At 68.5% G+C, this 15646-nt stretch carries 12 protein-coding genes; 5 read left to right on the top strand and 7 right to left on the bottom strand.

The features are described from left to right. The 4 genes from VFF46_RS03335 to VFF46_RS03320 form a co-directional block, all read left to right on the top strand. A partial coding sequence (locus tag VFF46_RS03335; RefSeq protein ID WP_325035507.1) for a DUF2264 domain-containing protein occupies positions 1-1189 on the top strand: 1189 nt, incomplete at its 5' end. Between the two features lie 95 nt (positions 1190-1284). Further along, positions 1285-2256, top strand: coding sequence for an ABC transporter permease (locus tag VFF46_RS03330; RefSeq protein ID WP_325035506.1), 972 nt, complete (start codon positions 1285-1287; stop codon positions 2254-2256). Beyond that, positions 2253-3146, top strand: coding sequence for a carbohydrate ABC transporter permease (locus VFF46_RS03325; protein ID WP_325035505.1), 894 nt, complete (start codon positions 2253-2255; stop codon positions 3144-3146). Before VFF46_RS03330 ends, VFF46_RS03325 begins: the two co-directional genes overlap by 4 nt. Positions 3147-3169: 23 nt before the next feature. After that, positions 3170-4801 carry a hypothetical protein gene (locus VFF46_RS03320; protein WP_325035504.1) on the top strand — a complete coding sequence of 544 codons (1632 nt, stop codon included), beginning with the start codon at positions 3170-3172 and terminating at the stop codon, positions 4799-4801. A 2-nt stretch (positions 4802-4803) separates the two neighbouring features. Here the strand turns inward: VFF46_RS03320 and VFF46_RS03315 are convergent, their stop codons facing one another. From VFF46_RS03315 to VFF46_RS03285, 7 genes are all read right to left on the bottom strand, one after another. Continuing rightward, a complete protein-coding gene (locus tag VFF46_RS03315) occupies positions 4804-5637 on the bottom strand; it encodes a hypothetical protein (protein WP_325035503.1) in 834 nt (277 codons plus the stop codon). After that, positions 5634-5939, bottom strand: coding sequence for a hypothetical protein (locus tag VFF46_RS03310; RefSeq protein WP_325035502.1), 306 nt, complete (start codon positions 5937-5939; stop codon positions 5634-5636). Before VFF46_RS03310 ends, VFF46_RS03315 begins: the two co-directional genes overlap by 4 nt. An 86-nt stretch (positions 5940-6025) precedes the next feature. Then, positions 6026-6895 carry a sigma-70 family RNA polymerase sigma factor gene (locus VFF46_RS03305; protein ID WP_325035501.1) on the bottom strand — a complete coding sequence of 290 codons (870 nt, stop codon included), beginning with the start codon at positions 6893-6895 and terminating at the stop codon, positions 6026-6028. 24 nt (positions 6896-6919) lie between these two features. Beyond that, a complete protein-coding gene (locus tag VFF46_RS03300; protein WP_325035500.1) occupies positions 6920-7615 on the bottom strand; it encodes an NAD(P)-dependent oxidoreductase in 696 nt (231 codons plus the stop codon). Positions 7616-7684: 69 nt separating this feature from the next. Beyond that, positions 7685-8512, bottom strand: a complete 828-nt coding sequence (locus tag VFF46_RS03295; protein ID WP_325035499.1) for a carbohydrate ABC transporter permease — start codon at positions 8510-8512, stop codon at positions 7685-7687. A 24-nt stretch (positions 8513-8536) separates the two neighbouring features. Beyond that, the gene (locus tag VFF46_RS03290) at positions 8537-9517 is read right to left on the bottom strand and encodes a sugar ABC transporter permease (RefSeq protein ID WP_325035498.1); all 981 of its coding nucleotides are present in this window, start codon (positions 9515-9517) and stop codon (positions 8537-8539) included. A gap of 7 nt (positions 9518-9524) precedes the next feature. Then, positions 9525-10880 (bottom strand): ABC transporter substrate-binding protein, encoded by a 1356-nt coding sequence (locus VFF46_RS03285; RefSeq protein WP_325035497.1) that lies wholly within the window; start codon positions 10878-10880, stop codon positions 9525-9527. A gap of 169 nt (positions 10881-11049) precedes the next feature. Here VFF46_RS03285 and VFF46_RS03280 point away from each other — a divergent pair, with 169 nt between their 5' ends. Beyond that, positions 11050-15603, top strand: a complete 4554-nt coding sequence (locus VFF46_RS03280) for a hypothetical protein (RefSeq protein ID WP_325035496.1) — start codon at positions 11050-11052, stop codon at positions 15601-15603. The last annotated feature ends 43 nt before the right edge of the window (positions 15604-15646 follow it).

The raw sequence follows: 15646 nt of genomic DNA, 5'->3' as shown, positions 1-15646 counted from the left end.
GGCGTACGTCGCCGGCGCGGCGGAACTGTTCGGCGCGGACGGCGCACCGCTCTACCAGGGCAGATCGTTGGTGTACCGGCACGCCGTCGTCGGCGCGCTCTGGACCGGCGCGGTCTTCGACGCGAACCCGCTCCCGCCCGGGCGACTCCGTCGTACGTGCCTGGGCGCGATCAAGTACTTCGTCGAGCGCGGCGCGTATGACAAGGTCGGCCTGCTCAGCCTCGGCTGGCTGGACCGGTTCGAACCGATGCGGCAGCCGTACTCCGGTCCGGGTAGTCCATACTGGGCGAGCCTCGGCTTCGCCGGGCTGCTGCTGCCGGAGACACATCCTGTGTGGACCGAACCCGAGCAGCCCGCGCCGATCGACGTCCAGGACCGGGTGCAGGCGATCCGCCCGATCGGCTGGCTGGTGTCGGGTACGACGTCGGACGGCATCGTGCGGGTGATCAACCACGGCGTCGACCACAGCACCGCGACGCCGCACGCGGAGAGCCCGCTGTACAACAGGTTCGGGTACTCGACCGCGACGGCTCCCGTGCCGCTGGTGGACGGTTCGGCGGGGGAGGCCGTGGACAATCAGGTTGCGCTCGTCGATGCCGGCGGGCGCTGGTCGCAGCGACCGTTGATCGATCTCGTTGCCATCGACAACCACCGCGCCGAGAGCCGCCATCTCGCGCGCTTCGCTCGCCCCGACGGGGATCCCGACGCGGGCCCGGAGCTGCACTGCGTCTCAGTGGTCCGCGGACCGATCGAGGTCCGCGCGGTCCGCCTAACGCCCAGCCCCGCGCCCGCGACCCGAACGGAGCCCGGCCGCGAGGCCGCGACACGAACGGAGCCTGGCGCCGCGGGCGCGGGGCGAGCGGAGTCCGGCGGCGCGGCCGCGGCGTTGGTGATTTCCGGGTATGCGGTCCCGCGCAAGCCGGCCGACGGGGCGCGGGCGGATCTGGTCAGCGCCCTGGTGGCGCTCACGCCCGGTGGTGTGACCGGCCGTTCGGTGCATGCACTCGACACGCCCTTCGGGGCCGGCCTCGACGTCCCGTGGTGCCGCTTCGACGCCCCGGAAGCGGACCGCTGGTACGTAGTCGCGTCGTACCTCGGCGCGACCACGCCGGAGTGGCCAGCGGTCGTGGTGTCCGGAACCGGCCGCCCGACCGTGACCTGGCCGGACGGCGCCACGGACGAGATCTGACCGGCCGCAAATCCTGTCCTAGTTTCGGTCAATCCAGCCGGTGGCGGGCGCCGGACAGCGGTCAATAACATCCGGGAAATCGAGAGGAGGAGTTCATGGCCATGACCGTCAAGCACAAGCTCGCCACCGCCGGCCGGACAACGGTCGCGAGCGAGTCGCCGCGACGGTTCCAGCGGCTGCGGCGGGACCGGATGCTGGTGGCGCTCGGCGTACCGGGTGCGACGGCGCTGATCCTGTTCCAGTACCTTCCACTGCTCGGCAACATCATCGCGTTCAAGGACTACCAGCCGTACCTGGGGATCACGGACGCGCCGTACGTCGGGCTGCAGAACTTCTCGTTCCTCTGGGACGGGAACCCGGCCTTCCGGAACGCGCTGGTCAACACGCTGATCCTGACCGTCGTCCAGGCCGTGCTGGTCTTCCCGATCCCGCTCGGCATCGCGCTGCTGCTGAACAGCCTGGCCGGTGAGCGGCTGAAGCGGCTGTTGCAGTCGGTGCTCTACCTGCCGCACTTCCTGTCCTGGGTGATCGTGGTCGCGATCTTCCAGCAGATGCTCGGCAACGCGGGCATGCTGAACACGTTCCTGATCCAGCACGACCTGCCGATGTTCCACATCATCGGCGTACCGGAGCTGTTCAAGGTGCTGCTGACCACGCAGGTGATCTGGAAGGACGCCGGCTGGGGGACGATCATCTTCCTCGCCGCGCTCGCCCAGGTCGACCAGGAGCAGTACGAGGCGTCGGCGGTGGACGGGGCGAACGCCCGGCAGCGGCTGTGGCACATCACGTTGCCGTCTTTGCGCGGGATCTTCGTATTGCTGCTGATCCTGCGGCTCGGCGACAGCCTGTCGGTCGGCTTCGAGCAGATCATCCTGCAGCAGGGACCGGTCGGTGCGGACGCCAGCGAAGTACTCGACACCTGGGTCTACAACAACGGCATCATCGGCGGCGACTGGGGGATGTCCACCGCGGCAGGCTTGGTGAAGAGCGTGGTCGGCGTGCTGCTGGTGATCGGCGCGAACAAGCTCGCCCACCTGTTCGGCGAACAGGGGGTGTATCAGAAATGACCACACGCCCGATCTGGATGGAGCAGCCGAACCCGCTGACGCAACTGGCGAAGTCCGTCGCGCTCGGCATCGCCGTACTGCTCGTCGTCATTCCGTTCTGGTCGGTGATCGCGACGTCGCTGGCGGACCAGAAGACGATCGACGCGTCCGGCGGCGGCATGGTGCTGTGGCCGGGCGGGGCGTCGATCGGGGCGTACCGGGCGATCCTGTCCGGGGGAGTGGTCACACGAGCGTTGACGATCTCCATCGGCGTCACGGTCGTCGGTACGTTGCTGTCCCTCACCGCCACCGCCGGGCTGGCCTACTGGCTGTCGCGGCGTGGAGCCGCCGGAGCGCGGCCCATGCTGATGGTGGTTCTCGGGGCGGTGCTGTTCAGCCCGGGCCTGATCCCCAGCTATCTCGTGGTCAAGCAGCTCGGCCTGCTCGACTCGTGGTGGTCGCTGATCCTGCCGGTGGTGGTGAACGCCTTCAACGTGCTGGTGATGCGGGCGTTCTTCCAGCAGTTGCCGCAGGAGCTGTTCGAGTCGGCGGCGATCGACGGGGCGTCCAGCGCGACCACGCTGGTCCGGATCGTGCTGCCGCTGTCCAAGGCGGTGCTGGCCGTGATGGGACTGTTCTACGCGGTCGGCTATTGGAACGCGTTCTTCAACGCGCTGCTGTACATCCAGAGCACGGACAAGTGGCCGATGTCTCTGGTACTGCGGACCTTCGTCGTGAACCAGACGACGATCGGCGGTGACCAGGTCGGCGCCGGGGCCGAGGCGATGCCGCCGCAGCTCCCGTTGCAGATGGCGATCCTGGTCGTCGCACTGGTACCGATCCTGGTCGTCTATCCCTTCCTGCAGAAGCACTTCGCCAAGGGAGTCATGATCGGCGCCGTCAAAGGTTGAGGCTTTCAGTCAGGAGAAATGCAATGGTGTACAGAGCAATCGGGCGCAGGTCCTTTCTGGCGGGTGCGGGAGGCGGAGCAGCAGCGCTCCTGGGCGTCTCGGGCTGCAGCAGCGGTGGCGGCAGCAGCCAGGCGAACTCGGTGGAGTCCAACAGCAAGGTCACGCTTCCGGCGTATACCGCGTACAGCGGGATCACGCCCGACCTTCCGGCCACCGCGAGTGGGGTCGACCCGGCGTTCCGGCACTTCCCGAAACAACGTCCGAAGTCGGTACCGGACAAGCCGGGGAACGGCGAGACGGTGAGCGGGATGAGCAACATCTTCCTGCCCGTCCCACCCGGTGCCGGAGGCAACAGTTACTGGGCGGGCCTGAACGACCGGCTCGGCGTGGACCTGAAGCTGCAGATGGTTCCGGCCGCGGACTACGAGCAGAAGTTCGCGACCACGATCGCGGGCAACGAGCTTCCCGACGTACTGCAGATGCGGCCGGTCGCGAACCTGCCTGCCCTGCTGGACAAGCGTTTCACCCGGCTGGACGAGCACCTGTCCGGGGACGCGATCACGAAGTACCCGAACCTCGCGAACATCCCCACGCGGACCTGGAAGTCGGCGGTGTACAACGGCGGGATCTACGGCGTACCGATCCCGCGCGGCGCCGTCCAGCTGTACAGCTTCATCCGGCAGGACCTGTTCGAGGCAGCCGGGGTGTCGCCGGAGCCGAAGAGCTTCGCGGAGCTGACCGAGACCGCGAAGACGCTGACCGACCCGAAGGCGCGGCGGTGGGCGTTCGGCGCCTGGAACCAGGTGCGGGACTTCCTGATGATGATGAACCAGGCACCGAACACCTGGCGTGCGGAGGGCGGGCGGCTCACCCACACGTACGAGACCGCGGAGTACAAGCAGGGCATCGCGGATCTCACACAGCTGTGGACGGCGGGTGTGATGCACCCGGACGCGTTCTCGGACCAGCTGCCGTTCAAGAACCTGTTCAACGCCGGGACGATCGCGATCAACGCGATCGACGGCTATCTCGGGTGGAACCAGTACATCCAGACAGCTGCCGGGAACCCGAAGTTCAAACTCGGGGTGATGCCGGTCTACACCCGCGCGGGTGGCGAGCTCGCTCCGTGGTGGCAGGGCAGCGGCATCTACTCGATCACCGCGCTGAAGAAGCAGACCGACCCGAAGAAGATCGAGCTGATCCTGCGGGTGCTGAACTGGCTGGCCGCCCCGTTCGGCACCGAGGAGTACGTGTACCGGGTGTTCGGCAAGGAAGGGGTTGACCACACCGTCAACAGCGACGGCGATCCGACACTCACCCAGGCCGGCCAGACCAACACGGCGATCCCGATCCGCTACCTGGCCGATGCGCCCGCGGTCGTCTACCAGCCGGGCCGGCCGCAGGACGCCGACGTACAGCACGCGTACCAGACGAAGGTCCTCGCGAAGGCGGCGGTCAACCCGACCGTCGGGTTGTTCTCCAACACCAACGCCGCCAAGAACGCCGTTCTGGACAAGGCGATCAACGACGGTGTGAAGGAGATCGTGCAGGGACGCAAGCCGATGACCACGTTCGACAGCCTGGTGAAGACGTGGCGCAACACCGGCGGCGACGCGATGCGCAAGGAGTACGAGACCCAGCTGCAGAACCGGTGAACCTAAGGGTTGGCAGCCCACGCGAATGCCACGAAGCCGAAGGCGGCGGCGATCGACAGCAGGATGACGATCGCCGTCGTGATGCGGTACCTCCGGCGGGTCCGGAGGTACTTGTCGACCCGGGCCACGCGCAGCAGGGCGTTGCGGTACTCCTGGAGCCGTGACTCCACGACGGCCCGTACTGCGTTCGCCCTCGCCGCCGTGGCTTGCTTCTCCGCGTCGGGTGCCTCGGCGATCGCCTTCTCCGCGTCGTACGCCGTGTCCTTGAGCTTGTGGTACTCGGTCCGTACCTCGTCGAACGCCGCCTTCAGCGCCTTCAGGCTGCCCGTGCCGCGGTGCAGCGTGCTGTCGAGCTCGACCTGACGCCGGAGGCGGCCGTTGAGTCCCCATCGGCGGGTCTCGGCGGCGAGCTTGGTGAGGCGGGTGAAGTCCGTGTTGGTCGGCGCCTGCGCGTGGTACAGCAGGCCGATCGCGATCAGGATTGCGGCGACCGCCGCGGTGACGCCGACCAGGGCGATGAGCAACCGATCGTGATCGGCGGACCAGCTGAGCTTGCCGATACTGGACAGCTGGCTGCCGGCGATCATCGCGGCGGCCACGGCGGCCAGCGCGCCGATCAGCCAGTTCACCGCCGTGCGCATCTGCTGCAGCGCTTCGGCGTGCACGTCGCCCCTGTCGACACTCGCACTGTCCGCCGGTTTGTCAGTTGCCGCGGGCAACGCAGATGCGGGCACCGGAGACGCCGAGGCCGCGCTCGGCGCGAGCTTGGCACCGAGCGCCTGCAACGCGGACCCGAGCACGTCCCGGGCCCGCAGGACCAGGCTCGCCGGGGTCACGACGTGCCTTCGGTTTCCCCGGTGTACTCGCCCTGCAGATTGCCGTCGACGAACACCCTGATCGTGACCTCGTTGGCCTCGGCGATCTCCCCGAGATCCTCGGTCCCGAGCTCCGCGCCCTCCGGGACCTCGACGTCGATCCGCAGCGCGTCCGGATGGTCGGCCAGCCAGCGGCCGATCCGTGCCCCGGACAGGCCCCGCGCACCGCGCACGGTGAAGATCTCGCCTTCGTCGCCCGCATCGTCCGAACCGATGATCCGGTAGGCGAAGATCTCGTCGTCGTCGCCATCCTTGCCGCCCATGTTCCCCCCACGCCTGCCCGGCGAGTCCGTCCCCTCCCAAGAGTTGCCCTCACCGTCACACGCTGTCAACAGGCACCGACAGGGGACTACTGGAGCCTCGCGAGCTTGCCGGTGTCGAGGACGAGGTCGATCTCGGTGATGCGGTCCCGGACGACCGTCATCCCGACCACCGCGACGATCCGGCCGCGGGTCTTCGCGATCACGCCGGCCGCGCCGTTGACGACGGCCGGGTGGCACAGGGTGGCGAACCGCGGGCCGTGCGCGGCGGCGTGTTCGGCGACGTCCGCGGCGCCGGTCAGCGGCGCGGGCGCGAGCCAGGTGCGGGACCCGGTGTCGACCCGGAACACCACCTCGGGATCGAGGACCTTGAGCAGCCCTTCGAAGTCGCCCGCCCGCGCCGCGTCCAGGAACGCGGTCGCGACCCGGAGTTGGGTGTCGAGGTCGGCGTCCGGGACCGACGGAGTACCGCGGATCCGCCGGCGCGCGCGACTGGCGAGCTGCCGGGCCGCGGCCGGGCTGCGTTCCAGGATCGGCGCGAGCTCGTCGAACGGTACGCCGAACATGTCGTGCAGGACGAACGCGAGCCGCTCGGCCGGATCCAGGGTGTCGAGGACGACCAGCAGCGCCAGCCCGACCGAGTCGGCGAGCAGGGCGGCCTGTTCCGGGTCGTGCTCGTTGCCGTCGGCGAGCAACGGTTCCGGCAGCGACGTACCGGCCGCCGTCTCCGGGTGGGTCCGGCGCGCCCGCAGGATGTCGATGCAGACCCGGCCGACCAGGGTGGTGAGCCAGGCGTTGATGTTGTCGATCGACGTGCTGTCGGAGCGGATCGAGCGGATCCAGGCCTCCTGCAGCGCGTCCTCGGCCTCGGTCGTCGAGCCGAGCATCCGGTACGCGATCGCCCGCAGCCGGGGCCGCTGCTCCGCGAAGTGGTCGGCGAACCACTGCTGGTCGTCCACGGTGTCTCCGGTCGTCGGTGCGGATCAGCGGCGGGCGAGGGCTTCGCCGAACATCAGCTGCAGCAGGCTCGGCGCGCCGTCGGTGGTGGTCACGGCGACGTTGCGATGCACCCACTCGGTGGTGTCCACCTGGGCGAGTACGGCCGCGGCCAGGTCGGCGCGGCTGGTACGGAAGCCGTCGGTGCGGTCTTCCTCCAGCCGGTACGCCGTCACTCGGTCGGCGTCGTACAGCCCGGCCGGGCGGACCACGGTCCAGTCGAGGTCCGTCGCCCGGAGGGCGGCCTCCAGCAGGCGCATGTCGGCGTACGTCGTCCTGCCGATCGTCGCGTTGACCAGCGGCTGGAGCACCTTGTTCATCAGGAAGCCCGCCTCGGCGTGCGGATGCGGATCGGTGGAGACCGAGGTGATCACCACGATCCGCTTGACGCTGTGGCGTTCCATCGCGGCGACGATGTTCGCCGTACCCAGGCTGTAGATCGTGACCGGTCGCCGGGTGAACGGTACGCCGAGCGCCGACAGCACGGCGTCCGCACCGGCGACGGCCGCCGCGACCTCCTCCGGATCGTTGACGTCGGCCTTCGCGACCGTGAGCCGCGTGTCGCTGATCGGGAACTCACCGGGCCGCCGAGTGACCGCGACCACCGTGTGCCCGGCGGCGAGCGCCTGCCTGGTCAGGTGCAGACCAGTACCGCCGTGAGCTCCGAACAGCGTCAACCTCATGCCAACCATCCTCCTCGAGTGCGTACGACCTACTTGTCGTCTCCCGAGGCAGGAATGTGACTGCGGTGCTTACTTGAGGCCGGCCAGCCGGACGCCGTTGACGATGTAGCGCTGGAAGATCAGGACCAGGATGATGGTCGGCAGGGCGGCCAGGGTGGAGCCGGCCATCAGCATGCCCCAGTCGTTGCCGCGCGACGAGCGGAACGTGGCGAGGTACTGCATGATCTGGGTCAGGTCCGGGTTCGACACGACCAGGACCGGCCAGACGTAGGAGTTCCAGTACGCGAGGAACGAGCCGATGCCGACCACGACGTACGGGCCGAGAGACTGCGGTACGAAGATCCGCAGGAAGATCTGCCAGCGGGTGGCGCCGTCGATCAGCGCGGCCTCCTCGACCGCGGCCGGCATGTTCAGGTAGAACTGGCGGAGGAAGAACATCTGCGCGCTGGACGCGACGCCCGGGACGATCAGCACCGCGAGCGTGTCCAGCATGCCGAGCTTGCTCACCACGACGAACGACGTCAGCAGGATCGCCATCGCCGGGATGAACATCGGCGTGATGCAGACGATCCACCACAGCCGCTTCCCGGCGAACTCGAGCCGGGCGAACGCGTACGCCGCGGTCGAGTTCACCACCAGGCTCGCGACGGTGAAGATGACCGCGCCGGCGAACGTGATCGCCATCGCGCGGACGAACGCCGGGTCGGCGAGGATCAGCCGGTAGTTCTCCACCCGCCACACGTCGGGGAAGAACTGGAACGGGCTGCGCAGCACCTCGGTCTGGCTCTTGAAGCCGGACATCGCCATCCACGCGAGCGGGAAGAGCGCGGTGACGGCGATGCCGGCCACCAGCAGGTACGACAGCAGCCGGCGTGGGGCGTACCACGTGCGGTTCATCGGAAAGGTCCTTTCGGTGACGCCTCAGGCGTCCGACGACTTCTCGGAGCTGACGACCCGGAAGATGATGATCGAGATGGTGCCGATGACGACGAACAGCAGCAGCGCCGCCGTCAGCGAGTAGCTCGTCGCGTACGGCGTACCGTCGCGGAAGCTGTTGAAGATGTACAGGTTCGGCGTGTTCGTGGCGTCCACCGGGCCGCCGTTCGTCATCACCAGCGGCAGCTGGAACTCCTGGATCGTCAGCGTCAGCCCGGTGACGAGCAGGAACAGGATGACGTTGCGCAGCGACGGGACCGTGATGTAGCGGGTGCGCTGCCAGAAGTTCGCGCCGTCCAGCCGGGCCGACTCGAAGTAGCTCTCCGGGATGTCGAGGATGCCCGCCAGCATGATCAGCGTGGAGACGCCGAAGCCGAGCCAGATCGCCGGGATCGCCACCGCCGGCAGCGCGGTCCCGGCCGTGTTCAGCCAGGCGACCGGTCCGTGGCCGAACAGCCCGATGAACCAGTTCGCGACGCCCTCGTCCTGGTAGATGAAGACGAAGATGATCGCCGCGACCACGCTCGAGACGACCGCCGGCACGTAGACCGTGGTCTTCATGAACGCCGCCAGCCGCTTCGACAACGTCGCGATGAAGCTCGCGAACAGCAGCGCGAGGACGAGGATCGCCGGTACCACCATCACCGCGAGCTTGAGGCCGACCCACAGCGACGCGTAGAAGTCCGGGTCGGTGAGCACGTACTGGTAGAAGTCGAACCCGACGAACTTGGCGTCCTTGTAGAAGGACATCTCGAAGAAGCTCAGGTAGAACGCGTAGACCAGCGGCCAGATCACGAAGATGCCGAGCAGGATCACCATCGGCGCGATCATGAGGTACGCGGTCAGGTGCGCCTTGAGGTGCCGCGGCACCTGCTCGCGGACCTTCCGCTCACGCCGGCGGGACGGGGCCTTCGAGCCGGCCACCTGGGTGACCGGGCCCGTCGGCTGGGTTGAGGTGTCGAGCATCGTCAGGTCAGCCCTTCGGTGCCGTGCCCTTGAGGTGCTGCTGCTTGATGACTCTGTCGATCGCGTCGCTGGCCTTCTGGGTCGCCGTCGGGATGTCGGACTTGCCCTTCATCACGGACTCGATCGCGGTCGCGAAGGCCAGCGAGATGTCGAACGGGTACGCCGGCTCCGCCTTGCCGGTGGCGACGACCTTCTCGCTGATGATCTTCATGAACGGGTCGGACGTGGCGGCCGGGTCGCTAGCCAGCACCTTGTCGACCGACGTACGTACCGTGTACTTCGAGAAGCCGCTCTGCCGGAAGAAGTCGGCCATGATCGCCGGGTCGCCGGCGAGCAGGTAGTCGATGAACTTCGCCGCCGCCTCCTTCTTCTTGGACTTGCCGTCGACCGTCAGCGTCCAGCCGCCGAGGGTCGCGGTCGGCTTGCTCGGGTCACCGTCGACGGACGGGAACGGCGCGACCGCGGTGTTCTTGATCATCGCCGGGAAGCTCTGCTTCAACTGGCCGACCGCCCATGAACCGTCCGCCATCATCGCCACCTGGCCCTGGCCGTACGGCGACGCGTCGGCGTACCCGACCTTCGGCTGCTGCGGCATCCAGCCCTTCTGGAACAGAGTCTGGTACAGCTGGAAGAGCTTCGTGTAGCACCCGTCCTTGGCGTTGGCCGCGGACCAGTCGTCGTTGATCGGCAGGTGGCCGCAGGCGTTGTACTGCAGGCCCCAGCTCGACCAGCCGAGGTCGGGCGCGACGGAGGCCATCGTCATCCCCTTGACGTTGCCCTTGGTCAGCTTCTGCGCCCAGGTGAGCAGCTCGTCCCAGGTCTTCGGCGGCGAGTTCGGGTCGAGTCCGGCGGCCGTCACCAGGTCCTTGCGGTAGTACAGCACGGTCGAGGGCTCGACCAGCATCGGGTACGCGTAGTGCTTGCCGTCGACCTTGACGAAGCCGCTGACGTTCGGCTTGATGTCGCCCCAGACCTTGTCCGGGAGCAGCCCGTCGAGTTCGGCGAACTGCCCGTTCGCGACGCCGGCCGGGATCCCGCCGTAGTTCGTGGTCGCGACGTCGGGCTGGGTGCCGGCGGCCTGCGCGGCCTTCAGCTTCTGCGTCCAGGTGTCACCGGGCACCACCTGGTACTTGACCTTGACGGCGGTCTGCGACGCGTTGAACTTGTCGACGTACGTCTTGAACCACTTCTGCTGGTACGGCTCGAACTGCTGCTGCCAGAAGGTGATCTCGGTCGTACCGCCCTTCCCGCCGGAGCTCCCCGAATTACCGGACGAGCCACAGCCGGCCAGAGCGAGCGTCGCGGCCACGGCCGATGCGACGAGAATCCTGAGTCTCGGGTACCGCCTGTTCCTGCTGTTCATGCCGGGGAGTGTGGCAGAAATCGATTTCCCGCACAATGGGGCAAGGAGCGATGGCAAGGCAACGATCTGGGTACGACGGTACGCCGCGACGGGGGCGGCTGCGGAGCGGGTTCGTGGGCTGACGCGGCGTGTACCGTGCAGCTGTGCTGGGACCGGGTGAGGTGCACGGGTGACGGGGCCGGACGTCGACTTCGGGCGGATCCGGGCCCACGGGACGCCGGCCGGGCGGGCGGCGGGGTTCGAGGAACTGGCGTCGCTGGTGGTGATGGCGGGAGTTCCGGGGCTGGTCGAGTGGCCGGAGCGGGTGGCGTTCGACCGGTTCGGGAATCCGGACGGCGGGCGCGAAGGTCGCGGGGTACTGCCGGGCGGGGAGGTCTGGGCCTGGCAGGCGAAGTACCTGTTCGCGCTGGGGAACGACGAGCTCGGTCAGGTGGACGCTTCGGTACGGCGGGCCGTGGAAACTGAGCCGAACCTGAGGCGTTACATCGTGGTACTCCCATACGACCGGCCCGCGGGGGACACCCGGCGCCGTGGCCGGGCCGTTCGGTCGGCGTACAGCAAATGGCTCGAGAAGACGGCGGAGTGGAAGCGGATCGCCGCGGACCGGGGCATGGACGTCGAGTTCGTGTACGTCGGAGCGAGCGAACTGGTCACCGAGCTGACGAAGGCCGAGAACGCCGGGCGTCTGCGGTACTGGTTCGGCACGTCGGTACTGACACCGGACGAGCAGCGCGACCGGCTGACCGACGTACTGAACAAGGCCGGCCGCCGCTACACCCCCAAGCTGCACGTCGAGGTCTCGCCCGCCGCAACACTCGAAGCCCTCGGCCGCTCGGACTCGTACCTACGCCGCATCCAGCTCGCACTGGCAGACGTACGCCGCATCCACTCGGCCCTGTCCACCCGCCAACGGCTCCAAACCGCTCAACCTGCCCCCTCCGCCCAACCGACTGACCCAAACCTCCCCGACCACCTGGCTGGCCCTGCCTTCTCCGCCCAGCCAGCTGGACCTGACCTCTCCGCCCAACCAGCTGGACCTGACCTCTCCGCCCAACCGGTTGGCCCTGACCTCTCCGACCACCTGGCTGGGGCTGAGGCAGCGCTCGACCGCCTCCTGGCGGCTGTGCGCAGCACGTCCCGCCTGCCTCAGGTGGCCGACGAGCTCACGACCGCAGAAGCCACCCTCCGCAAGGCCCTGCACCCCGCCGGTGAGGCCGCACGGGCACACCCGAACCGCAGCAGGCCGGCCGACGGGGCTGCGGTGGTGGGGCGGTTGGTGTCGAGTGGGCTGGAGGCTTTGTCTGGGGCGCTCGGGCTGGTTCGGAGTGTGGATACCGCCGCGGCTGATCGCGGAGTGTTGTTGATGACCGGGCGAGCGGGTGTTGGGAAGACCCACCTGTTCTGCGACGTCGCGTCGCGGCGTCTCGACGAGGGCCTGCCGACGGTCGTGCTTCTCGCGCAGGACTTCGACGACGGCGCACTGCTCCCGCAGATCGGCAAACTCGCCGGCCTGGACGGCCGCCTCGACGACGTTCTCGGCGTACTGAACGCAGCCGGTGAGGCCGCGGGCAGACCGGCGATGCTGATGATCGACGCGATCAACGAGAGCGCCCGCGCCGACCGGTGGGCCGACGAGCTGCGGGTGCTCGCCGGCGCGGTCGACCGGCACCCGCATGTGGTGCTCGCCGTCTCCTGCCGCACCGAGTTCGTCGAACCGGTTGTCGGCAGCAACGACTTCCCGTACGTCGAACACGTCGGCTTCGCGGAGTCCACCGCGCAGGCAGTCGACCGGTACACAGCGGAGTACGGGCTGGAACGCATCACGTTCCCGGTCCTGGACCCCGAGTTCGGCAACCCGCTGTTCCTGAAGCTCGCCTGCGAAGGTCTGAGCACCCTCGGGCAGCTCACCCTCGGCAACACCGGCCTGACGACGGTGTGCAACGCCTTCCTCGAAGCCGTGAACGAGCGCCTCGCCCGACCCGCCCGCTGCGACTACGACAAGGCGTCCCACCTCGTCCAGTCCGTCGTACGCCAACTGGCCGAGCTGGGACCAGGACCGTTCCCGCGCGCCAAGGTCGTCGAACTCGCCGACGCCGCGCTACCGAATCGGACCTGGTCGCGGAGCCTGTACGTCGGCCTGCTCCGTGAAGGTGTGTTGCTGGAGGCAACAGGTGATCACGTCGTCTTCAGCTACCAGCGGCTCGGCGACGTACAACGGGCCGTACTCCTGGCGGAGAAGCCGGCCGCCGGCTTGCGAGACTGGTACCTGACCCTCGACGACGCGAGCCGCTGGGCCGAGAACGGTGTCCTCGGTGCGCTCGGACTCGTCCTCCCGGAGACGCACGGCACCGAGATCCTGGATCTCTTCGGCAGCGTCGATCACCAGGTCGTCGACGCGTTCCTGCAGAGCCTCACCCTGCGGTCCCCGGAACACACCACCACCCGAACCACCGAGCTCGTCGCCGAGCTGCTGCCGGATCCTGCCGCCTGGCTCGCCCTGCTACAAGTCGCCTGCATACCCGGCCACACCGCAAACGCCGACTTCCTGCACCGAGTCCTCTCCACCCTCCCGCTCCCGAACCGAGACCAAACCTGGTCCAACTGGCTGTCGCCGCCGGACCCCCACCCGCCATCGAACCACCCCGAGCCGGTGGACAGGCAGGGGGCGTCGGCGCACGGCGAGGTGGATCGGCACGGGTCGTCGGACGGGGGAGTGGTGGTGAATCGGCAGGGGTTCTCGGATCGCGGCGTGGTGGTGGATCGGCGGGGGTTGCCGGACCGTGGCGTGGCGGTGGATCGGCGGATGTCCTCGGCGCAGGGCGAGGCGGTGGACCGCCGGACGCCCTTGGCGCATGGCGAGGCGGTGGATCGGCGGACGCCGTCGGTGCGTGGCGAGGCGGTGGTCGGTGTTGTCAAGGTGTTGCTCGAGTGGGCTTGGCCGCGGGTGCCTGTGGCGCGGCCGGACGGTGTCTCGCGGCTCGCTGCGTTGGTTATCGGGTGGTTTCTGACCTCCGCAGACCGCGAGTTGCGCGACCGTGCGACCAAGGCGCTGGTGGCGTTGGGGGAGGATCGGCCTGACGAGTTCGCAGCGGCGGCGAAGGCGTTCCGGGGATGTGACGATCCGTACGTCGTCGAACGTCTGACCAGTGCGCTGTGCGGTGTCGCGCTCCGCTCCACGAAGGCGGAGGTCGTCACGACGGTCGCCGACGCTGCCGCAGAGCTGGTCGCGGACGGCGTACCCGCACACCTCGTCACCCGCGACAACCTCCGCCGCATCGCGGACGCAGCCTCGGCCCACGGGTGGAGCGGTCCGGACTGGCACCCGCCGTACGGCGTAGCGTGGCCGATCGAGACCCTGAGCGACGACGAGGCGAACGGCTTAGCCGGGGCGGATCCATCGCGAGGTCGCGCCGCTTCTGATCGGCGGCCGCCGAACGGTCCACTCGGCGCCGTCGGGCGCGTCATCGAACCGGCGCTCGGCGGCGCCGGGCGCGTCCTCGAACCCGCGCTCGACGACGTCGGGCGCGTCCTCGAACCCGCGCTCGGCGACGACGGGCGCGTGCTCGAACCGGCGCTCGGCGACGTCGGGCGCGTGCTCGAACCGGCGCTCAGCGACGACGGGCGCGTGCTCGAACCGGCGCTCGGCGACGACGGGCGCGTGCTCGGACCCGCGCTGGGCGACCTCACGCGCCTCCTCGAGCCTGCGCTGGACGACTTCGTGACCGGGGACCGGGAGGCGCTGTCACAGCAGGCGCAGCGGGCCGTGCTGAGCCGTGCCGCGGAACTCGGCGGCGCCGCGCAATACGGCATGAAGTACCAGTGGATCGGTCTCTACGAAACGCTCGGCCGGCTTGCCGACAACCATCAACTGCAGGACCGGTTCGAGGAGGAGACCGGGCCGTTCGCGTACGACGGTCTCGACCAGCTCATCGGCCGTGACATCGACCCGACGGTGCTGGTTCGCGCGCGTCCCGATCCCGGCACGACCTGGTACGCGCCGGTAGCGGCCACCTTCGCGGACGAGCCGGAGGTTCACACCGACGTACCGGATCCGCTGGACCTGATCACGCTGACCGGTCCTGAGGAAACGCGCTGGCTCTCGCTCGTCAGGTACGACAACTGGACACAGCAACTGCCAACGGAACTAGCCGCCTCAGGAGCGCCGACCCTCAACGCATGGATGCGAACGCAATCGTATCTCGTTGCCCTGGACAACGTTCCAGAACTCCGTACCTGGGCCGAAGATCAGGACTACGAAGGCCGCTGGATGCCCGAGCATCCCGAAATCAGCAGCCGACTCCTGGCGACCTACCCGATCGGCTGGGATGTGAAAGCTCCCGAGCCGGATCTCCCGATTACTCTCCACCTTCCGAACTACGAGTACGCCGGCACCGGCACCACCCGAGACACCTCCGGCAGCGTGACGGGCTACGTACCCAGCCGACTCCTCTACGAGGTCCTCGACCTCAAACACGGCAACGACTTCGCCTGGCCCGACAGCGCCTCGCGCGCGGCAGTCCTCGACCCGACCGCCGGCCTGACCGCCGTCCGCACCTTCGTGATGCGACAGGATCTGACAACCGCACTGGCCCGCGCGGGATACACGTTGTTCTGGACAGTCCTCACACGCAAAGAACTGCTGAACGACGGGTACGACGAATACCGCGGGACCAGCGCGAGTGCCTCTTACCTCCTCGTCGACGGCATCGTCGAACGGATCTAGCGGTCACAGACCTCGCCGGCGCACCGCCGCAGCTATGGCAGGA

The sequence above is a fragment of the Kribbella sp. genome (genome assembly GCF_035655035.1).
Taxonomy (GTDB): Bacteria; Actinomycetota; Actinomycetes; order Propionibacteriales; family Kribbellaceae; genus Kribbella.
This window is presented reverse-complemented; position numbering and strand designations above follow the sequence as displayed.